The 19,777-nt window shown below is 68.8% G+C and carries 18 protein-coding genes; 17 read left to right on the top strand and 1 reads right to left on the bottom strand.

Features of this window, described 5'->3' with window-relative positions; genetic code table 11:
• Positions 1-25: 25 nt before the first annotated feature.
• Positions 26-526, top strand: a complete 501-nt coding sequence (locus tag G495_RS0114840; RefSeq protein ID WP_169734404.1) for a PH domain-containing protein — start codon at positions 26-28, stop codon at positions 524-526.
• Between the two features lie 94 nt (positions 527-620).
• Positions 621-1,226 carry a hypothetical protein gene (locus tag G495_RS0114835; RefSeq protein WP_028588408.1) on the top strand — a complete coding sequence of 202 codons (606 nt, stop codon included), beginning with the start codon at positions 621-623 and terminating at the stop codon, positions 1,224-1,226.
• Between the two features lie 84 nt (positions 1,227-1,310).
• Here the strand turns inward: G495_RS0114835 and G495_RS0114830 are convergent, their stop codons facing one another.
• A complete protein-coding gene (locus tag G495_RS0114830) occupies positions 1,311-3,743 on the bottom strand; it encodes a methyl-accepting chemotaxis protein (protein ID WP_028588407.1) in 2,433 nt (810 codons plus the stop codon).
• A 504-nt stretch (positions 3,744-4,247) separates the two neighbouring features.
• Here G495_RS0114830 and G495_RS0114825 point away from each other — a divergent pair.
• The 15 genes from G495_RS0114825 to divK (G495_RS0114755) all read left to right on the top strand — a co-directional run bounded on the left by G495_RS0114825 (position 4,248) and on the right by divK (G495_RS0114755) (position 19,733).
• Entirely contained in the window at positions 4,248-4,523 is a 276-nt protein-coding gene (locus G495_RS0114825; protein WP_051445427.1) for a FeoA family protein, read from the top strand.
• 205 nt (positions 4,524-4,728) lie between these two features.
• Positions 4,729-4,968 (top strand): FeoA family protein, encoded by a 240-nt coding sequence (locus tag G495_RS0114820; RefSeq protein ID WP_028588405.1) that lies wholly within the window; start codon positions 4,729-4,731, stop codon positions 4,966-4,968.
• The gene (gene feoB / locus G495_RS0114815; protein WP_028588404.1) at positions 4,965-7,154 is read left to right on the top strand and encodes a ferrous iron transport protein B; all 2,190 of its coding nucleotides are present in this window, start codon (positions 4,965-4,967) and stop codon (positions 7,152-7,154) included. Before G495_RS0114820 ends, feoB begins: the two co-directional genes overlap by 4 nt.
• 153 nt (positions 7,155-7,307) lie before the next feature.
• Positions 7,308-9,638, top strand: coding sequence for a PAS domain-containing sensor histidine kinase (locus G495_RS0114810; protein ID WP_028588403.1), 2,331 nt, complete (start codon positions 7,308-7,310; stop codon positions 9,636-9,638).
• Positions 9,639-9,946: 308 nt separating this feature from the next.
• On the top strand, positions 9,947-10,453 hold the full coding sequence (locus tag G495_RS19570; protein WP_084458348.1) for an RrF2 family transcriptional regulator: 507 nt from the start codon (positions 9,947-9,949) through the stop codon (positions 10,451-10,453).
• Between the two features lie 324 nt (positions 10,454-10,777).
• On the top strand, positions 10,778-11,245 hold the full coding sequence (locus G495_RS19565; protein WP_051445426.1) for an RrF2 family transcriptional regulator: 468 nt from the start codon (positions 10,778-10,780) through the stop codon (positions 11,243-11,245).
• 408 nt (positions 11,246-11,653) lie between these two features.
• Complete coding sequence (gene hmcA / locus G495_RS0114795; RefSeq protein ID WP_028588402.1) at positions 11,654-13,294, top strand: sulfate respiration complex hexadecaheme cytochrome HmcA; 1,641 nt, start codon at positions 11,654-11,656, stop codon at positions 13,292-13,294.
• Between the two features lie 36 nt (positions 13,295-13,330).
• On the top strand, positions 13,331-14,389 hold the full coding sequence (gene hmcB / locus G495_RS0114790) for a sulfate respiration complex iron-sulfur protein HmcB (RefSeq protein ID WP_028588401.1): 1,059 nt from the start codon (positions 13,331-13,333) through the stop codon (positions 14,387-14,389).
• Positions 14,389-15,561 (top strand): sulfate respiration complex protein HmcC, encoded by a 1,173-nt coding sequence (gene hmcC, locus G495_RS0114785; RefSeq protein ID WP_028588400.1) that lies wholly within the window; start codon positions 14,389-14,391, stop codon positions 15,559-15,561. The genes hmcB and hmcC overlap by 1 nt, the downstream gene beginning before the upstream one ends.
• Before the next feature lie 12 nt (positions 15,562-15,573).
• Positions 15,574-15,717: a sulfate respiration complex protein HmcD gene (gene hmcD, locus G495_RS22120; RefSeq protein ID WP_169734403.1), complete on the top strand. Its 144-nt coding sequence runs from the start codon at positions 15,574-15,576 to the stop codon at positions 15,715-15,717.
• A 42-nt stretch (positions 15,718-15,759) separates the two neighbouring features.
• Positions 15,760-16,437, top strand: a complete 678-nt coding sequence (hmcE, locus tag G495_RS0114775; RefSeq protein WP_028588399.1) for a sulfate respiration complex protein HmcE — start codon at positions 15,760-15,762, stop codon at positions 16,435-16,437.
• Positions 16,438-16,473: 36 nt separating this feature from the next.
• The gene (gene hmcF, locus G495_RS0114770) at positions 16,474-17,871 is read left to right on the top strand and encodes a sulfate respiration complex iron-sulfur protein HmcF (RefSeq protein WP_028588398.1); all 1,398 of its coding nucleotides are present in this window, start codon (positions 16,474-16,476) and stop codon (positions 17,869-17,871) included.
• Between the two features lie 70 nt (positions 17,872-17,941).
• Entirely contained in the window at positions 17,942-18,859 is a 918-nt protein-coding gene (locus G495_RS0114765; protein ID WP_028588397.1) for a universal stress protein, read from the top strand.
• An 82-nt stretch (positions 18,860-18,941) separates the two neighbouring features.
• Entirely contained in the window at positions 18,942-19,295 is a 354-nt protein-coding gene (gene divK / locus G495_RS0114760) for a DVU0259 family response regulator domain-containing protein (RefSeq protein ID WP_028588396.1), read from the top strand.
• Positions 19,296-19,379: 84 nt separating this feature from the next.
• Positions 19,380-19,733 carry a DVU0259 family response regulator domain-containing protein gene (gene divK / locus G495_RS0114755; protein ID WP_028588395.1) on the top strand — a complete coding sequence of 118 codons (354 nt, stop codon included), beginning with the start codon at positions 19,380-19,382 and terminating at the stop codon, positions 19,731-19,733.
• The last annotated feature ends 44 nt before the right edge of the window (positions 19,734-19,777 follow it).

The raw sequence follows: 19,777 nt of genomic DNA, 5'->3' as shown, positions 1-19,777 counted from the left end.
CATGGCCGCGATTTTTCCCGTTCCCATGGCGCGCAAGGTGATCCTCATGCTGCTGGCCTTCGCGGCCTTCTCCGCCGGGGCCGCCGTGTGGAGCTTCGGCTCCGGCTTCGTGTGGACGGGCATCTGCGTCCTGGCCGTGGCCGTGCCCATCATCGTCCTGTACTGGTTCATGATCGTGGCCAACCCGGCCAACACGCGCATCATGGTCGAGGGCGACGCCCTGCTGGTGGACGCGCCGCCGTTCTTCAAGGCGTCGCAGCCCCTGGCCGCCGTGAGCCGCGCCTTTGTCTGCTCCCTGGCGGACGAGGCCGAGTTCGCGGCCATGCAAAGCGAAGGCAGCATGGCCTTTTTCGGCTACCGCAGCGGGGTCTTCCGCACGGCTGCGGGCCGCGAGGCCGTGGTGGTGGCGCGCGGCGACCGGGTGCTGTGCCTGGAGACGCCCCAGCGCATCTTCCTGCTCGGCCCGGCGGACGTGGACGGGCTGGCCGCCGCCGTGGGCGCCGTGGTCCCTGTCGGCCAGGGCTGAGCCCCGCGCCCTGCCGCGCCCGAGCAGCACCCGCGCCCCTTTCGCACCCTTTCGCACCCTTTCGCACTCTTTGCGCACCCTTTGTGAGGTCGCCATGCCGTCCGCACGCCTGCTTCCCCTTCTCCTGGCCCTGACCCTGACCCTGGCCGCCTGCGCCCAGAACCGCTTCGGCCCCGAGGCGGGCCCGGCCTTCGAGGCCTACAAGGCCCGCCTGGCCGCCGACCCCGCCCACCGCGAAACCTGCGAGGTGGACGGCGTGGCCATGACCCTGCCCCGGGGCTGGTTCGAGGTGCCCCTGCGGGCCGGGGCCAGCCCGCTGATCAAGCACTTCTACATCCACAGCGAGCGCTCGGCCCACACCGGGATGCTGCCCACGGTGCGCGTGTTCCTCTACCCCCGGGAGGCGGCGGAGCTGCTCTTCGCCGGGCCCGAGGCCTACGACGCCCTCGTGGAGGAGAACATCCCCGGCTATTCCAGCGCCAGCCTGGACTACGACGCCCAGGGCCGGGTCATCCGCCACGTCTACCGCTGCATGGCGCCCGAGTTGGGCGGGATGCCGGTCTTCCGCTGCACGACCATCACCGCCAGCGCCTCGGGCGCCGTGGAGGTGGAGTACACCGACGCCCTGGAGAACCTGCCCAACGTCCAGGACTACTACATGGACGTGGAGGAGCTCATGGGCTCCATCACCCGGCGCTGACCCCGCCCCCGGCGCGCGGCAACGAAAGGGCCCCTTCCGGCAACGCCGGAAGGGGCCCTCGCCTTATGCCGGGCTGTGCCCGACCTAGACGTGCACCTCGCTGGACAGGGCGCGCAGCGATTCGGCCAGCTCGGCCAGCCGCTCCACGTTGTCGCGCGCGCGCATCATGCCCTGGGCCGTCTCCTGAGCCACGGCGTTGACCTCGTCCACGGCGCGGTTGATGGCGTCGCTGGTGGCCGACTGCTCCTCGGCCGCCGTGGCGATGGCGCGGATGCGGTCCGCCGTGGCGGTGACCAGGTCGCTGATCTCGCGCAGGGCGCCGCCCGAGGCGTTGACCATCTCCGTGGCGTGGGCCACGGCCCTGTCCGACTGGTCCACGGCGGCGATGTTCTCGCGCGCGCCGGACTGGATGGCCCCGATGGCCTGGGCCACCTCCTGGGTGGCGGTCATGGTCTTCTCGGCCAGCTTGCGCACCTCGTCGGCCACCACGGCGAAGCCCCGGCCCGCGTCGCCCGCGCGCGCGGCCTCGATGGCCGCGTTGAGCGCCAAGAGGTTCGTCTGGTCGGCGATGTCGGAGATGACGTTGAGCACCTGGCCGATGCCCTCGGCCTTCTCGCCCAGGGCGTCCATGTTGGCCTTCAGGCTGGCCGAGCGCTCGCGGACCTCGGCGATGGCCGCCACGGCCTTGGCCACCACCTCCGAGCCCTCCTGGGCGCGGCGGCGCGAGCCGTCGGCCTGCTCGGCGGCTTCGCTGGCGCCCCGGGCCACGTCCATCACCGTCTCGTTCATCTGCTCCATGGCCTGGGCCGTTTCCCCGGCGCGGGCCTTCTGCTGCTCGGCGCCGTCGGTGACCTCGGCCACCTGCCCCGACAGCTCGCCCGAGGCCTCGGCGATGGACGCGGCGGCCCCGGCCACGCGCTCGTTCACGCTGCGGATCTGCTCCAGGTTGGCTTGCAGGGCCGCTTCCTTTTCCACCAGCGGGGTCACGTCGCGGGCGATCTCCATGCGCCCGATGACCTTGCCGTGGCAGTCGCGCAGCACGTCCGAGGTCGGCTGGATGTACACCGTGCGCCCGCCCAGGTCGGCGGAGATGACATTGCCCGCGTAGGGCTGGCCCGTGCGCCTGCACTGCTCGATGGGGCAGTCCGCCGTGCCGCACAGGGAGGTGTTGAACACGTTGCGGCAGGGCGTGCCGCGCAGGGCCTCCACGGTGCTCTTGCCCAGGCGTGCCGTGGCCGCGTTGGCCACGATGAAGTTCATGTCGTCGTCCACGGCGAAGATGGGGTCGGGCACGGCGTTGATCATGTAGCCGTACATCTGGGTCTGGCACAGGATGCCGTCGAGCTTGTGCAGCAGCCTGTTGAACTGCGCCGCCAGGGCGCCCATCTCGTCGCGCGCGCTCTCGTCCAGGGTCTCGGAGAGGTTGGCACGGTCGTCGGCGATGTCGCGGATCTTGCCCATGATGGCCTGCACCGGGCGCAGCACGCCCCGGGTCAGGAAGACCCAGGTCACCAGCACCGGCAGGACCAGGATGGCCAGGAAGATCGCCCCGATGGTCGTGCCCGTGCGCCAGATGATGGCTTCGGTGGCCGCGGTGTCCAGGGCGTAGACCAGGATGCCCATCTGCTCGCCCTTGTAGTCCTTGACCGGGAAGGCCGCCAGGGCCAGGTCGCCGTGGCGCACCACGTGCTGCCCGGCCTTGCCCGCTTCCAGGAAGTCGGCGCTGACGAGCTTCTCCACGGCCTGGTCCTTGGTGCCCGACACGAGGACGAAGCGCCCGTCGAGCACGGGGTGCTTGGCCGGGTCGTCCTTGAGGCGGGTGGAGATGTGCAGCTGGTCGGCGTTCATGTAGAGCACCAGGGCCTCGCCCTCCCGCTTGGAGGCTGCGGCCAGGATGGGCCCGAACTCGACCAGGGTTTCCAGCGAGCCCAGGTGCTTGCCTGCTGCGGAGCGCACGGGCAGGATGCCGCGGATGGCGAACCCGCCGCTGCCCAGCTCGATGCCGCCCAGGGCGCGGCCCGAGGCGTTCACGTCGAGCACCGTCTGGCGGAAGGACGACAGGTCGTCGGACACGTCCATCCATTTCCCATCGCGGCTGACCTGCTGCTTGCGCCACAGCCGGGCCAGGCTGCGGGTGGTGGGCAGGTGGACGTGGAGCTGGAATTTGGTGCCCAGGATCTGCTCGTAGCCTTCGAGCACAGGGGCCATTTCGCGGCGCAGCATCTCGCGGGCCTGCTGGGCCATGGGGTCGCGCTCGTCGCGCATGTCGCCCTGGGCGGCCAGCTCCAGGGCCTGGACCACGGCGGGCATGCGCGTGAACAGGGCGGCCAGTTCCGTGGCGCGGTCCGTCCCGGCCTGGATGGCCGAGTCGATCTCGGCGGCTTTGTTGGCCACGATGGTCTCCACGGAGCGGGACTCCAGCTCGCGCAGATTGCTGACCAGCAGCCACAGCCCCAACCCGCCCAGAATCAGCACCGTGGCCGCCACGGGCAGGGCCACCTTCAAACGGATACTCATGGATATACCCTCTGATTTCAATAATATCGGCGGGTTGCAAGCCGCCGCCCCCGGGATGTGGAAATGAGGACACAAAACCGTGACACTTTGTACCAGCTTTTCCACTATACAGACAAGTTTGTCGGACAATGCCCCTATTTTCACAAGAGTCGCGAAAAACGCCCCGCTGCCAGGGGGAACCTGCCGCCGTGCCCACGCGGGGGCCGGGGCGATGGACGTCGCCGATTACGTCGTGGACACGGCCACCGCCGCGCCCACGCGGGAGCCGGTTGATTGGTCTCGTTGACACAAGGTTTTTTGGCGCCGCCGCGCCCGCGCGGGAGCCAAGCCCCCGGAGCCTGGGCCGCGCAAGGCATCACCGTACCCGCGCGGCGCAGGCCACAGAGCGCAGGCGCCGCCTGCGCGCCTTTGCCGGGGAGCCCATGCCCGTACCGCCCCCTCCCGGGGCAGCCGCTGACGACAAGCGCCCTTGACATTCATTCTCAGTATCACTATCGTGGCGCCATGCGAGAACATTGCAAGCACAGGCACGGTTGGGACGGGCAGACCCTGCGCGACGCGCCCCGGGGCAGCCGGGTGCGCATCCAGAGCTTTTCCTGCTGCCCCAAGGACCGTTGCCGCCTGCTGGCCCTGGGGCTGACCCCCGGGACCACCGCCGAGGTCAGCGCCTCCCACTGCGGGGCCTGCTGCCTGCGCGTGCGCGACGCCGACATCGTGCTCGGCGACGACCTGGCCGCCGCCGTCACCGTCCTGCCCCTGGGCGAGGACTCCCGGGCCTGAGCCTGACGCCCGCCTCCCCACGCCCCGGCCCGCAGCCCCGGCCCCAAAGCTCCCACCTTCGCAGCCCGCCCCGCGCAGCCCGCTCAGCGGCCCGCCAGCCCTTGACAGGCCTGTTGAAAACCATTATCGCCCCTGAGTTCCGGCCCATCGCCGCCCCTGCGCGGGCCCGCGCGACGCACCCGGGCCGGACCCAAGGAGCCACCCCATGCCCCAGCCCCTGCGGCTGCGCGAACTTCAGGTCGGCCAGCGCGCCGTCATCCATACCGTTTCCGCCCAGGGCGAGCTGGGCCGCCGCATCCGCGACATGGGCCTGGTGCCCGGCGCGCAGGTGGAGATCGTGGGCCGCGCGCCCCTCAAGGACCCCGTAGCCCTGCGCATGCAGGGCTTCACCCTCTCCCTGCGCAACAACGAGGCCGACTTCGTGCTCGTGGAGCCCCTGCCCTGATGCAGCGCGTCAAGATCGCCCTGGCGGGCAACCCCAACGCGGGCAAGACCACCCTGTTCAACGCCATCACCGGCGCGCGCCAGCACGTGGGCAACTACCCGGGCATCACCGTGGAGAAGAAGGAAGGCTTCGCCCGCGTGGACGGCATCGACTTCCACGTGCTCGACCTGCCCGGCACCTACTCCCTCACGGCCTACACCCAGGAAGAGCTGGTGGCGCGCGACGCCCTGGTGGACGAGCGCCCCGGGGTGGTGGTCGGCGTGCTCAACGCCTCGGCCCTGGAGCGCAACCTCTACCTGGCCGTGCAGATTCTGGAAATGGGCCTGCCCCTGACCCTGGCCCTGAACATGATGGACGAGGCCCGCAAGCAGGGCCTGACCGTGGACGCCGAGCGCCTGGGCGGCCTGCTGGGCTGCCCGGTGGTCGAAACCGTGGCGCGCACCGGCGAGGGCGTGGGCCGCCTGCTGCGGGCCGCCGCCGGGCACGCCCGGGCCACCGGCGGCGTGCGCGAGCCCCTGGCCATCTCCTACGGACCGGACCTCGACCCCGTGCTGGCGCAGATGACCGCGCGCATCCAGGCCGACGGCCTGCTCGCCGGGCGCTACCCCGCCCGCTGGCTGGCCCTGAAATACCTGGAGTCCGACGAGCAGGTGCTGGCCGCCGGACGCGCCGCCGGGCCCCTGGCCGCCGAGCTGGAGGCCATGGCCGGGCGCGTGGCCGACCACTGCCAGCGCACCCTGCGCACCTCCCCCGAAGCCATCATCGCCGACTACCGCTACGGGTTCATCACCTCGGTGCTGCGCCAGGGCGTGCTGACCCGCCCCGACGAGCCCTCGCGCGTGGACGTGTCGGACATGCTCGACCGCGTGCTGACCCACCGCGTGGCCGGGCCCCTGGGCATGCTCGGGGTGCTGCTGGCCGTCTACTGGGCGACCTTCGCCCTGGGCGAGGTGCCCATGGGCTGGGTCGAGACCCTGTTCGGCCTGCTGGCCCAGGCCGCCGACGCCGCCCTGCCCGACGGGCTGTTCAAGTCGCTGCTCGTCTCGGGGGTCATCGACGGCGTGGGCGGGGTCATGGGCTTCGTGCCGCTGATCATGCTCATGTTCCTGTTCATCGCCTTCCTGGAAGACTCGGGCTACATGGCGCGCATCGCCTACATGCTCGACCGCGTGTTCCGCATCTTCGGGCTGCACGGCTGCTCGGTGATGCCGTTCATCGTCTCGGGGGGCATCGCCGGGGGCTGCGCCGTGCCCGGGGTCATGGCCGCGCGCACCCTGCGCAGCCCGCGCGAAAAGCTCGCCACCCTGCTCACCGCCCCGTTCATGACCTGCGGGGCCAAGCTGCCCATCTTCCTGCTGCTCACGGGCGTGTTCTTTCCCGGAGCCGAGGCCACGGCCCTGTTCCTGATCACCCTGGGCGCCTGGGCCGCCGCCCTGCTGGTGGCGCGGCTGCTGCGCTCCACGGTCATCAAGGGCCCGAGCACGCCCTTCGTCATGGAGCTGCCGCCCTACCGCCTGCCCACCCTGCGCGGCATGCTCATCCACACCTGGGAGCGCACCTGGCAGTACATCAAGAAGGCCGGCACGGTGATCCTGGCCATCTCCATCCTCTTGTGGGCGGCCATGACCTTCCCGCAACTGCCCGCAGAGCGCGCGGCCATGTACGCCGCCGAGCGCGAGGCCATCCAGGCCGCAGCCGCCGACCCCGCCCAGGACGAGGCAACCCGCCAGACCCTGGCCGAGCGCCTAGCCCTGGCGGACAACATCCAGCGCGAAGCCGCCCTGCGCCACTCCCTGGCCGGGCGCCTCGGCGCGGCCCTGGAGGCCGTCACCGCCCCGGCGGGCTTCGACTGGCGCACCAACATCGCCCTGGTGGGCGGGTTCGCGGCCAAGGAAGTCATCGTCTCCACCCTGGGCACGGCCTACTCCCTGGGCGAAACCGACCCCGAGGACGCCAAGCCCCTGGCCGACCGCCTGCGGGACGCCCCGCAATGGTCCCGCCTGCACGCCGTGGCGCTCATCGTCTTCATCATGCTCTACGCGCCCTGCTTCGTCACCGTGGTGGCCATCCGCTCCGAGTCGGGCTCGTGGAAATGGGCCGCCTTCGCCGTGGTTTTCAACACCGCCCTGGCCTACGCCCTGGCCGTGGCCGTCTTCCAGGGCGGGCGCGCCCTGGGCCTGGGCTAGCCCCCGGGCGCCCGCGCCACCTCACCCCAGCCCCCTCACCCCGCTCCCCCTCCCGCCCGGCTTCGCCCGGCTTCGCCCGGCTTCGCCTGTTGCCAGAAACCCACCCCTGGGGTATGGAATCGGCTGACGCGCACAGGCGCGGGAGGACCCCCCATGACCGGACGCACCGCCGGGCTGCGCCACAGCCTGCTGACCAAGATCTTCGCCTCGGTCAGCCTGACCCTGCTCGCGGGGGTGGCGGGCTGGACGTGGTTCAACATGCACCACCACCAGCAGACGACCATGGCCCACATGGTCACCGGCGCGGACAGGCTGTCCAACACCATCCGCCTGGCCTCGCACTACGCCATGCTCCACAACTCGCGCGACGACCTGCGCCAGATCATCCGCAACGTCGGGCGCCAGAGCGACGTGGAGGCCGTGCGCATCTACGACAAGCACGGCACCATCCAGTTCTCCAGCCTCTACAGCGAGGTCGGCCAGACCACCAACATCAAGGCCGAAGCCTGCGATGTGTGCCACCGCGAGGACCCGCCGCGCACCAGCGTGCCGCTGGACCAGCGCACCCGCGTGTTCACCGCGCCCTCGGGCTCGCGCATGCTGGGCATCCTCACGCCCATCCACAACGAGCCCTCCTGCTCCGGCCCGCCCTGCCACTTCCACCCGCCGGACAAGACCGTGCTCGGCGCCCTGGACATGGTCATCTCCCTGCGCGAGGCCGACGCCAGCCTGGCGGGCTACCAGCGCAACTCCATCGCCCTGGCGGCCCTGGTCTTCCTGTTCACCACCTACATCATCCTGCTCTTCGTGCTGCGCTTCGTGAAGGAGCCCGTGCTGGCGCTCATCCAGGGCACGCGGCGCATCGCGCGCGGCGAGCAGATCCCCATGGACGACCTGGACGAAGCCGACGAGATGGGCCAGCTCGTGGCGGCCATCAACCGCATGGGCCGCGACATCACCGCCAAGCAGGCCGAACTGAACCGCCAGCGCGACGAATACCAGGGCCTGTTCGAGGCCGTGCCCTGCCTGATCACCGTGCAGGACCGCAACTACCGCCTGCTGCAATACAACCGCGAGTTCGCCGAGCGCTTCGCGCCCCAGGACGGCGACTACTGCTACCACGCCTACAAGGGCCGCGACGAGCGCTGCGAGAACTGCCCGGTGGAGAAGACCTTCCGCACCGGCAGGCCGCACTTCAGCGAAGAGGCCGGGCTCAACAAGGACGGCTCCCGGGCCTACTGGCTGGTGCACACCAAGCCCATCCGCAACGAGCGCGGCGAGGTCGTGGCGGCCATGGAAATGTGCCTGGACATCACCCAGCGCAAGCTGCTGGAGGAGAAGCTCGAACGCTCCGAGCAAAAGTACCACGCCATCTTCAACCAGATCCCCAACCCGGTCTTCGTGCTCGACCGCCAGACCCTGGACATCCTGGACTGCAACGACGCCGTGCTGCCCGTGTACGGCTACACCCGCGAACAGCTGCTGGGCACCTGGTTCCTGGCGCTGTTCGCGGGCGGCGACCCGGCGGAGCACGCCGCGCGCATCCGCAGCGAGGGCGCCATGAACCAGGTGCGCCACAAGACCAGCGGCGGCCAGCCCATCTATGTGGACCTGAGCCTGGCGGCCTCGGAATACGCCGAGCGGCCCGTGCTGCTGGCCATCTCGCGCGACATCACCCACCGCCTGGAAACCGAGCAGCAGCTCATCCAGGCCAGCAAGATGGCCACCCTGGGCGAGATGAGCACCGGCGTGGCCCACGAGCTGAACCAGCCCCTGTCGGTCATCCGCACCATCTCCGGCTTCTTCATGCGCAAGCTGGGCAGGAAGGAGCCCGTGGACGAGAAGACCTTCATACTCATGGCCGAGGGCATCGACCAGAACGTGGAGCGCGCGGCGCGCATCATCGAGCACATGCGCGAGTTCGGGCGCAAGCCCGGCCTGCGGCTCGAGCGCGTGCACCTGGACGCCGTGCTGCGCAAGGCCTTCGACATCTTCGACCAGCAGTTCAAGGTGCGCGGCATCGCCCCGCGCTGGGAGCTGGCCGAGAGCCTGCCCCCCGTGCTGGCCGAGCCCAACCGCCTGGAGCAGGTGGTCATCAACCTGCTCATCAACGCCCGCGACGCCATCGAGGAAAAACGCGCCACGGCTGGCGAGGACGCCCCCCTGCCCGGGGACGGCGAAGACGACGCCCAGGCCGCAGCTCCCGACGAGGTCCGCCTGCGCACCCTGGTGCGCGACGGGCGCGTGGTCATGGAGATCGAGGACACCGGCGCGGGCATCCCCCCGGCCGTTGCCGAGAAGATCTTCGAGCCCTTCTTCACCACCAAGGAGGTGGGCAAGGGCACCGGCCTGGGGCTGTCCATCAGCTACGGCATCGTCAAGGACTACGGCGGCACCATCCACGCCGGGTCCGTGCCCGGGGGCGGGGCGTGCTTCCGCGTGGAGTTCCCCCCGGCGCCCGAGGAGCCCGCAGAGCAGGGCTGACCGCCACCGGGCACCCGGGGGCGGGCCGGGGCCCGCAGCAGGCCGCGCGCCCCGGGCGAGCGGCGGCTGCGGACGCCCTTCTTCAGGCGCGCAGAGCCCGAATCCCGGCGCCCGGGCACGCGGCGGTCGCGGCTCGCGCGCCCAAAGCCAAGAGGGGTGCGCCCCTGGAGCGGGCCCGTACGCCATGGCGCCCCCCCCTTGACGGAAAAGCGTTCCCCTGCGTATGGTTGCGCCGGAAGAAGAGAAAGTTGCGGCGTTCGTCGCGGCTGCCACCTGCCCCAAACCCACACCTGGACGGATTGTACGCGATGCGGATTTCCACCCGCAGCCGGTATGGCACTCGCATGATGCTCGACATCGCCCTGCACGCCGACGACGGCCCTGTGCGCATCCAGGACGTGGCCGAACGCCAGGGCCTGTCGCTCAAGTATCTGGAAAAGCTCGTGCGCCTGCTCAAGGACGGCGGTTTCATCGAGTCCAAGCGCGGGCCCAAGGGCGGGCACCTGCCCGCCAAGCCCCTGGAGCAGATCACCGTGGGCGCCCTGGTGCGCATCCTCGAAGGCGACACCATGCTCGTGGAATGCTCCTCCGACAGCCACTGCTGCGTCAACGAGCCCATGTGCCTGACCCGGCGCGTCTGGAAGGCCGCGGCCAACGCCATGTTCGAGAAGCTGGAAACCATCACCTTCGCCGAGCTGGTCCAGGAGCTGCGCCAGAACAACATGCTCGGCCTGCTGCCCGACCTGTTCCCCGACGTGCCCGATTCCGAGTGCCGCACCGCCCGGGACATGGCCGCCACCTTCCGCCACCCCTAGCAAACAGGCGCTGCCGGGGCGCCGCCCCCCGGGACTCCGCACGCCGGGGGGGGGGGCTGGCACATTCCAGGGCCGCCCTGCTCTCCGCCCCCGCGCTTCGACTGCTCTCCGCCATATCTCCACCTGCGCTCCGACTGCCCCGCCACGCCCGGGAAATTCCAGACCTGCACCGGATGGATTCTCCGCACTTGACGTGCGGGAAATTATTCCATACCTACGCCGTAGAGTTTTATAACGCGGCACGGCGTTCCATCCCCCCACCCTTGCGCGCCCGCCCCTGGCGCGCAAAACGCCTCCGTGTGCCGTCCAATCAGGGACACCTCCATGCGTTTGACCACCAAAAGCCGCTATGGCGCCAAGATGTTCCTGGACATCGCCCTGCACGGCGATGACGGTCCGGTACGCATTGGCGACATCTCGCGGCGCCAGGGCATCTCCGTCAAATACCTTGAAAAACTCATCCGGACCCTCAAGGACGCCAAGTTCATCAAGAGCAAGCGCGGCCCCCGGGGCGGACACCTGATCACCCGCCCGCTGGCGGAAATATCCGTGGGCGACATCGTGCGGGCGCTGGAAGGCCAGGCCCAGCTCGAGGAATTCCTCGGCCCGGGCGCAGCCGTGACCAGCGACGAGCGCTGCGTCACCCTGCGCGTCTGGCACGAGGCCAGCCAGGCCATGTTCGAGAAGCTGGACTCCATCTCCTTCTCCGAACTGGTGGCCGAAGCCCGCGCCTGCCCCAGGCCGGGCTGCCGCTTCAAGGACGCCGCAGGCCCCTGCTCCGGCCCGGTTTGAGCGCACAATCAGCATCCGCCCCCCGGCACGCCGGGGGGCGGATTTTTTCCAACCATCCTCAATAATTCTTTTTTTCACATTTCGTCATCCAATCGCAAATTCCCTACTTGACGGGTATATTCCCATTCTATACTCTCCAGGGAGACTTTTTCCTGGAATGGCGTAACTTACCGGATTTCCGCATTATTTCGGCACCCCTGAGGGGCAATTCAGGATGCCGGGATACCGCCTCGTACGCCAGAACCGGAAAGGGAGCAGCCACAGACCGCTCACCGTCGGCTGGTGGGAAGACGACCCGGGGCGCATGGGCGCCCGGGGCCGCCTGGATGGCCGGAGGATGCGAACTGCGGATGCGATGCGTTGCATTGGCCGTGGACATTCATTTCAGCCAAAGGAACGAGGGACAGCATGAAGAAGGGAAGATTCCTGGCGCGATGGGCCGGGGTCGTCGCCGTTCTCGCAGCGCTTTCCGCATACGCCATCGAGGCCGTGGGCGTGGTGCCGACACCCCCCAGCGGCGGCGACGGGCGGGCCGACATCCTGATGATCGACTCGCTTGCGGCGTTCGGAGCGCTCGAGGAAGCGCCGGTCGCTTTCCGGCACGACCAGCACACCGAGGCCCTTGCCAAGCTCGGCAAGACCGACTGCACCACCTGCCACGAGTCCGACAAGGACCGGTTGGTGCTCAAATTCAAGCGCCTTGCGGACACCGATGCCGCCACCGTCAAGGCCGTCTACCACGACAACTGCATCGGCTGCCACAAGGACCTGGCCGCCCAGGGCCAGCCCACGGGCCCCACGGATGTGGCCTGCCGCAGCTGCCACTCCACCGCCCCGGCCGACACCTCGGCCTGGACGCCCATCGGCATGGACAAGTCGCTGCACTTCCGCCACCTGGACTCCAAGTCCGTGGCCCGCGACGCCGAGGACCGCACCTGCGCGGCCTGCCACCACGAATATGACCAGGCCACCAAGAAGCTGGTCTACGCCAAGAACAAGGAAGATTCCTGCGCCGCCTGCCACGGCCCCCTGGCCGTCGCCGGGCCCGATGGCGATGTGCGCGCCCTGCGCGACGCCGCGCACCTGGCCTGCGTGTCCTGCCACGTGCAGGTTGCCGCCAAGGGCGCCGACTCCGGCCCCGCGACCTGCCAGGGTTGCCACACCGCCCAGGCCCAGGCCGCCGTGAAGGTCGTGCCCGACGTGCCCCGCCTGGAGCGCGGCCAGGCCGACGCCGTGCTCATGGGCCTGCCCGCCGCGCCCGAAAAAGGCGCCCGGCCCGTCAAGGGCCTGATGAGCCCCGTGGCCTTCGACCACAAGTCCCACGAGGGCTACGTCAAGGACTGCCGCAGCTGCCACCACGAAAAGATCGCCTCCTGCTCCGCCGAGTGCCACACCCGCGCGGGCAACGAGAAGGGCGGCTTCGTGACCCTGGAGCAGGCCATGCACAAGGTCTCGGCCCAGGAAAGCTGCGTGGGCTGCCACGCCCAGCGCACCACCGCGCCCGAGTGCGCCGGGTGCCACAACCTCATGCCCTCCGCCCGCGCGAGCCAGGCCAGCTGCGCCTCGTGCCACGACAAGGCCCTGGAGCCCGCAAGCCCCGAGGCCGCCACGGCCCTGACCGACCAGGACAAGACCGCCCTGGCCCAGGCCGCCATCTCGGCCCGTAAGCCCGTGGGCACCTACAATCTGGACGAGATTCCCGAGACCGTGGCCATCGGCGACCTGGCCGACAAGTACGAGCCCGCCGAGTTCCCGCACCGCAAGATCGCGCAGACCATGCTCAAGCTCATCGGGGACAGCCCCATGGCCGCACGGTTCCACCGCGAGCAGGGCACCTTCTGCCAGGGCTGCCACCACAACAGCCCGGCCTCGGCCACCCCGCCGCGCTGCGCGAGCTGCCACGCCGCCACCCCCGGCACCGGAACCGACGCCAGGCCCGGTCTGATGACCGCGTTCCACCAGCAGTGCATCGGCTGCCACCAGTCCATGGGCCTCGAAAAGCCCGCGGCCACCGCCTGCGCCGACTGCCACAAGGAACGGAAGAAGTAGGGAACCGCAGCCAACCCAGAGGAATCGCATATGTCCATTAATCGCAGAACGTTTCTCGGCCTGCTCGGCGCAACCTCCGTTGTGGCCGCCACGGGCCAGGCGGCGCACGCTGCGGGCAACCACCACTTCGAGGGACACCCCGGAGCCAAAGGCGTCCTGTTCGACGCCACGCTCTGCATCGGGTGCCGCAAGTGCGAGGAGGCCTGCAACGTGGTCAACGAGCTGCCCCGGCCCGAGAAGCCCTTCGACGACCTGACCGTGCTCGAGGCCAAGCGCCGCACCACCGAGAAGGACTACACCGTCGTCAACCAGTACCAGACCTCGCGCCCCGGCGTGGCCTTCCGCAAGCAGCAGTGCAACCACTGCCAGGAGCCCGCCTGCGCCTCGGCCTGCTTCGTCAAGGCCTTCATCAAGACCCCCGAGGGCGCCGTGGTCTACGACCCGACCCTGTGCGTGGGGTGCCGCTACTGCATGATCGCCTGCGCCTGGAGCGTCCCGGCCTACGAGTACGACGAGGCCCTGTCCCCGCGCGTGATGAAGTGCACCATGTGCCACCCGCGCATCCTGGAGGGCAAGCTGCCCGGCTGCGTCGAGATCTGCCCCAAGGGCGCCCTGACCTTCGGCACCCGCAAGGAGCTCCTCGACGTGGCGCGCCAGCGCATCCGCAACTTCCCCGACCGCTACGTGGACCACATCTACGGCGAGCGCGAGATGGGCGGCACCAACTGGCTGTACATCTCCGGGGTGCCCTTCACGGAGCTGGGCCTGCCCGGCGACCTGGGCACCACCAGCGCCCCCGAGCTGACCTCCGGGGCCCTGGCCGCCGTGCCTGTGGTCACCGGCCTGTGGCCCATCCTGCTCACCGGCGTCTACGCCATCTCCAAGAAGCGCGAGAAGCAGGAGAAGCAGGAGAAGGAGGCCGCCGTGGCCGCCGCCCTCAAGAAGGCCGCCGAGCAGGCCGAGGCCAAGCTGGCCGCCGAGCTGGAAAAGGCCGAGGTCGCCAACAGGCGGCGCATCGAGGTCGAAGTCAAGAACGCCGTGGAGCAGGCCATGCAGGCCAAGGGCACGGATTCCGAAGAGGAGGCGCAGTCCTGATGAACGCCGAAACCAACGCTGCGGGCCGCTCCGCGCTGACGCCGTTCACCATCGTGTCCGGCATCATCGTCATCATCGGCCTGGTGCTGACCTGGCTGCGCTTCACCGGCGGGCTGGGCGCAGTGACCAACCTCGACCACAACAACCCCTGGGGCATCTGGATCTCCTTCGACCTGCTGTGCGGCGTCGCCCTGGCAGCCGGAGGCTACACCACCACCGCCGCCTGCTACCTGTTCGGGATCAAGCGCTTCCACAGCGCCGTGCGCCCGGCCATCCTCACGGCGTTTCTGGGCTACGCGCTGGTGGTCTTCGCCCTGCACTACGACGTGGGCCGCCCCTGGCGCCTGCCCTACCCCGTCTTCGTCTCCCAGGGCACCTCGTCCCTGCTGTTCGAAGTGGGCCTTTGCGTGTTCATCTACCTCTCGGTGCTGGCCATCGAGTTCACCCCCATGGCCTTCGAATGGCTGGGCCTGAAGAAGCTGCGCAACATCATCCACGGCTGGACCATCGCCCTGACCATCATGGGCGTTGTGCTCTCCACCATGCACCAGAGCTCGCTGGGCGCGCTGTTCCTCATCGCCCCCAACAAGCTGCACCCGCTGTGGTACTCGACCTACCTGCCGCTGTACTTCTTCATCAGCTCCATGTTCGCGGGCATGTCCATGGTGCTCTTCGAGAGCTCCCTGGCCCACAGGAACTTCCATCACCTGATGGACACCGCCCACAAGCAGGAAGCCGACGGCGTGGCCCTGGGCTTCGCCAAGGCCTGCTCCTGGATCATGTTCGGCTACCTGGCCATCAAGGTGCTGGGCCTGGCCCTGGAGGACAAGTGGGCCTACCTGGGCACGGGCTGGGGCGTGTGGTTCCTGGTGGAGCTGGTGGGCTTCGTGGCCCTGCCCTGCCTGGCCTACGCCATCGGCTACCGCGACCGGAACATCGGGCTCATCAAGGCCACGGCGGTGTGGACGGTGCTTGGCATCGTGCTCAACCGCTTCAACGTGAGCCTGGTGGCCTTCAACTGGCAGCTGCCCTCCGCCGAGCGCTACTTCCCCTCCATCATGGAGATCGGCGTGTCGGTGTTCGTGGTCACCGTGGGCCTCATCGCCTACCGCTTCATCGTGACCCGCATGCCCGTGTTCTACGAGCACCCCCAGTACAAGGGCGAGCACTAAGGAGAGACCGTCATGGAACACGCATTCCACACCCTGCTTGACTTCATGATCTACTCCAAGGGCTGGACGTACACGCTCATGGGCCTGGGCCTGGTGGCCGCGCTGGGCTTCTGGCGCTTCCTCACCGCGCGCGACGAAAAGCAGCGCATGTACTAGCCCGGTGCGACCCCAACCCGCCATCATCGAAGGAGTCTCAATATGTATGAATTCCTGACCGGACCCATGCTGTGGGTGACGTTCACGGTCTTCATCGTCGGCTGCATCTGGCGCGTCGTGCGATACGTGCGCGGCCTGTCCTGGCAGCTCGACCGAGTGGCCTACCGACCCCACTTCGCCCTGGGCGCCAGACACGCCCTGAAGTCCGTCTTCTATTGGCTGGTGCCCTTCGGCAGCCGGAGCTGGCGCGAAAAGCCCGGCATGACCATCCTGTTCTTCGCGTTCCACATCGGCATCGTCTTCGTGCCCCTGTTCCTGGAGGCCCACGCCGTGGTGGCCAAACAGCGCCTGGGCATTGCCTGGCCGTCCATGCCCGCCGGGCTGGCCGACGGGTTGACCATCGCCATGCTCGTGGCCGGCGCGGGGCTCGTCATCCGCCGCCTGGCCCTGCCCGAGGTGCGCATCATCACCACGGGCTACGACTACCTGCTGCTGGCCATCACCATGGCGCCCTTCGTCACCGGGCTGGCCTGCCGCATGGACCTGCCGGGCGCCGAGGGCTGGCTGCTGGCCCACCTCGTCACCGGCCACCTGATGCTCCTGGCCATCCCGTTCACCAAGCTCTCGCACATGGTGCTGTACTTCTGCTCCCGGGCCCAGCTGGGAATGGACTTCGGCATCAAGCGCGGCGGCGAGCGTGGCCGGGGCATCGTCTGGTAAGCAACGCCATCCATGCCCACGGGGCAAGGAGATACCATGCCTGAAGGGAAATACTGCTTCAGACGCCCCCTGCAGACGGAGGAGGACATCCTGCATCTGCTCTCCGACACCAGGGGGACGAACTACTACAAGGAAATGGAAGAGCTTGAGGTCGATACCGAGGCGCTCAAGAAGCGCCTGGACGCCACCTGCAAGTCGCGCCTGCGCACCTGGCTGGACATCTGCGCCCGCTGCGGCCTGTGCGCCGACAGCTGCTTCCTGTACCGCGTCAACGACCGCAACCCCGAGCAGGTGCCGTCCTACAAGGTGCAGACCACCCTGGGCGAGATCGTCCGCAAGAACGGCAACGTGGACACCAAGTTCATGCTGCACGCCATGGAAGTCTGCTGGTCGCGCTGCACCTGCTGCTCGCGCTGCGCCCAGTACTGCCCGCACGGCATCGACATGGGCCAGATGATCTCCTACACGCGCGGCCTGCTCTACTCCCAGGGCTTCGTGCCGTGGGAGCTCAAGATCGGCTCGGGCATGCACCGCGTCTACCGCGCGCAGATGGACGTGACCGAAGAGGATTGGGTCGAAACCTGCGAGTGGATGGCCGAGGAGAACGAAGAGGAATACCCCGGCCTGACCATCCCCGTGGACGTGGAAAACGCCGATATCATGTACACCTGCAACGCCCGCGAGCCCAAGCACTACCCCGAGGACGTGGCCGAGGCCGCCATCCTCTTCCACATCGCCGGGGAGAACTGGACCGTGCCCAGCAGCGGCTGGGAGCAAACCGCCCTGTGCATGTTCGCTGGCGACTGGGAGGCCTGCAAGATGCAGGTCCAAAACGTCTACGACGCCATCGAGCGCCTGAAGCCCAAGCGGGTGGTGGGCACCGAATGCGGCCACGCCCACCGCGCCTCGGTCATCGAGGGGCCCTACTGGTGCGGGCGGCCCGACGGCAAGCCCCCGGCGCCCTACATCCACTACGTGGAATGGGTGGCCGAGGCCCTGCGCACCGGCAAGCTCAAGATCGACCCCGCCAAGCGCATCAAGGAGCCCGTGACCCTGCAGGACTCCTGCAACTACGTGCGCAACTACGGCCTGTCCGAGATCACCCGCGAGATCATCAGCTACATCGTGGAGCCCGGATACTTCGTGGAAATGGCGCCCAACAAGGACTACAACTACTGTTGCGGCGGCGGCGGCGGGTTCAACGGCGTGGGGCGCTACCGCGCCCAGCGCAACAAGGCCCTCAAGACCAAGCGCGACCAGATCCTGGCCACGGGCTGCAAGCTGGTCATCGCCCCCTGCCACAACTGCTGGGACGCCATCCGCGACCTGGAGGAAGAGTTCGAGATCGGCATCCGCTGGACCTTCCTCAAGCCGCTGCTCCTCAAGATGGTCGTGATCCCCGAGCATCTGCGGCCTGCGGAAGAGGAAGAATAGGGGCCCGAGGGAAACGACGGTCCGGGCCGGGGCAGCGCCCCGGCCCTCACCCCAACGTGTGAGGTGGGATATGTTCAAGAAGATACTGTTCGCCACGTCGGGCTCTCCCGCCAGCGACGACGCCGCCCGGGTCGCCTTCGACCTGGCGGGCCGCTACCAGGCGGCCCTGGAACTGCTGCACGTCACCGGCGTGCCCACCAGGGCCTACAGCCAGGTGGTCAAGGACGTGCGCACCGGGGAGGAGGTCAGCGTTGACGAGAACTACCTCTCCTGCATCGGCGACGAACTCAAGAGCTACTACGAGCGGCAGCTCGCGGGCTGCGCCGCGGCCTGCACCGTGTCCATCGTCACCGGCTACCCGCACCGCGAGATCCTGCGCCAGGCCCGCTCCAGCGGGGCGGACCTGATCATCATGGGCGCCAGCACCAAGGGCGAGGAAGGCAAGTTCTACCGCCGGGGCATGGCCGGCAGCACCCTGCAGCGCGTGGCCAAGGCCGCCCGCTGCCCCGTGCTCTCGGTCCACCGGCCCCACGCCTCCTACTGGGGCGGCATCGGCAGCATCGTCTTCGCCACGGACTTCTCCAAGCCCGCCGAGTCGGCCTTTGCCTTCGCCTCCAAGGTCGCCCAGGAGCTGGACGCCGAGCTGCACCTCTTCCACACCCTGGACATCGAAAAGGGCGGCATGGGCCGCGACATGGACCAGGACGAGATCGAGGCCCGGCTCATCGAGGCCAGAAAGCGCATGTACGCCACCTACGGCGCGCGCATGCCCGAAGGCTTCAAGAAGTGGCAGGTCGAGGTCTGGGAAGGCACGCCCTACGTGGAAATCGTCAAGTTCGCGCGCGAGCGCCTGGCCGACCTCATCGTGCTGGCCCACCATGCCAGCGACCCCGACCTCGAGGCCGCGCGCATCGGCAGCACCATGGAGCAGGTCATCCTGCGCGCCAACTGCCCGGTGGTGAGCGTGAACCACCCGGACAAGATATAGCCCCACGCGAAACAGCAGGAGCCCTGCGGCCCGCCCCTGGCGCGGGCCGCAGGGCCATACCCCCCATGGAGGAAAACCCGACATGGCCAAGATCATGATCGTGGACGACGATCCGAACATCGTCACCTACCTGACCGACATCTTCACCGACAACGGCTACCAGACCTGCTCCGCCTCCGATGGCGCCAAGGCTCTGGACGTGGTGAAGGCCGAGCGCCCCGACCTCATCACCCTGGACATCGAGATGCCCGAGGAGTGGGGCCCGCGCTTCTACCGCAAGCTCTCCCAGGACCCGGAACTCAAAAGGATTCCGGTGGTCGTGGTCAGCGGCCTGGCTGGCAACAAGTACGCCATCCCCAAGGCCGTGGCCGCCCTGACCAAGCCCTTCGATCCCGAGGAACTGCTGGGCATCGTCGGCTCCGTCCTGGGCCGCTAGCGCAACCCATATACGCCGCGCACAACGGGCCCGCCCCCGGGCCGGGCCGCGCCGGATCATCCGGCACACACGGGAGGAACAGCAATGGCCAAGAAGATCATGGTCGTGGACGACGACCGCGACATCGTTGACTACCTCGTCACGCTCTTCAAGGACAACGGCTACGACACCTGCTCGGCCTTCGACGGCGACCAGGCCCTGAAGCTGCTGGAGGCCGAGGCCCCCGACCTGGTGACCCTGGACCTGGAAATGCCCAAGGAATGGGGCCCGCGCTTCTACCGCAAGATGACCCAGATGCCCGCCTTCAAGGACACCCCGGTCATCGTCATCAGCGGCCTGTCGGGCATCCACCTGGCCATCAAGAAGGCCGTGGCTACCATCAACAAGCCCTTCGATCCCGCCCAGGTGCTGGGCATCGTCAAGGACACCATCGGCTAGCAACGCCGGGCGCGGCGGGCCCCCGGGCCCGCCGCCCCCCGGCT

Origin of the sequence: Desulfocurvus vexinensis DSM 17965 (assembly GCF_000519125.1) — a bacterium.
Taxonomy (GTDB): Bacteria; Desulfobacterota; Desulfovibrionia; order Desulfovibrionales; family Desulfovibrionaceae; genus Desulfocurvus; species Desulfocurvus vexinensis.
The sequence above is the reverse complement of the archived record's forward strand: the minus strand, read 5'-3'. Positions and strand labels throughout refer to the sequence as shown.

Coding starts and splice junctions, on each gene's coding strand:
- G495_RS0114840 (WP_169734404.1), top strand. CDS start 26: ATGGCGCGCAAGGTGATCCTCATGCTGCTGGCCTTCGCGGCCTTCTCC.
- G495_RS0114835 (WP_028588408.1), top strand. CDS start 621: ATGCCGTCCGCACGCCTGCTTCCCCTTCTCCTGGCCCTGACCCTGACC.
- G495_RS0114830 (WP_028588407.1), bottom strand. CDS start 3,743: ATGAGTATCCGTTTGAAGGTGGCCCTGCCCGTGGCGGCCACGGTGCTG.
- G495_RS0114825 (WP_051445427.1), top strand. CDS start 4,248: ATGCGAGAACATTGCAAGCACAGGCACGGTTGGGACGGGCAGACCCTG.
- G495_RS0114820 (WP_028588405.1), top strand. CDS start 4,729: ATGCCCCAGCCCCTGCGGCTGCGCGAACTTCAGGTCGGCCAGCGCGCC.
- G495_RS0114810 (WP_028588403.1), top strand. CDS start 7,308: ATGACCGGACGCACCGCCGGGCTGCGCCACAGCCTGCTGACCAAGATC.
- G495_RS19570 (WP_084458348.1), top strand. CDS start 9,947: ATGCGGATTTCCACCCGCAGCCGGTATGGCACTCGCATGATGCTCGAC.
- G495_RS19565 (WP_051445426.1), top strand. CDS start 10,778: ATGCGTTTGACCACCAAAAGCCGCTATGGCGCCAAGATGTTCCTGGAC.
- hmcA (WP_028588402.1), top strand. CDS start 11,654: ATGAAGAAGGGAAGATTCCTGGCGCGATGGGCCGGGGTCGTCGCCGTT.
- hmcC (WP_028588400.1), top strand. CDS start 14,389: ATGAACGCCGAAACCAACGCTGCGGGCCGCTCCGCGCTGACGCCGTTC.
- hmcD (WP_169734403.1), top strand. CDS start 15,574: ATGGAACACGCATTCCACACCCTGCTTGACTTCATGATCTACTCCAAG.
- hmcE (WP_028588399.1), top strand. CDS start 15,760: ATGTATGAATTCCTGACCGGACCCATGCTGTGGGTGACGTTCACGGTC.
- hmcF (WP_028588398.1), top strand. CDS start 16,474: ATGCCTGAAGGGAAATACTGCTTCAGACGCCCCCTGCAGACGGAGGAG.
- G495_RS0114765 (WP_028588397.1), top strand. CDS start 17,942: ATGTTCAAGAAGATACTGTTCGCCACGTCGGGCTCTCCCGCCAGCGAC.
- divK (WP_028588396.1), top strand. CDS start 18,942: ATGGCCAAGATCATGATCGTGGACGACGATCCGAACATCGTCACCTAC.
- divK (WP_028588395.1), top strand. CDS start 19,380: ATGGCCAAGAAGATCATGGTCGTGGACGACGACCGCGACATCGTTGAC.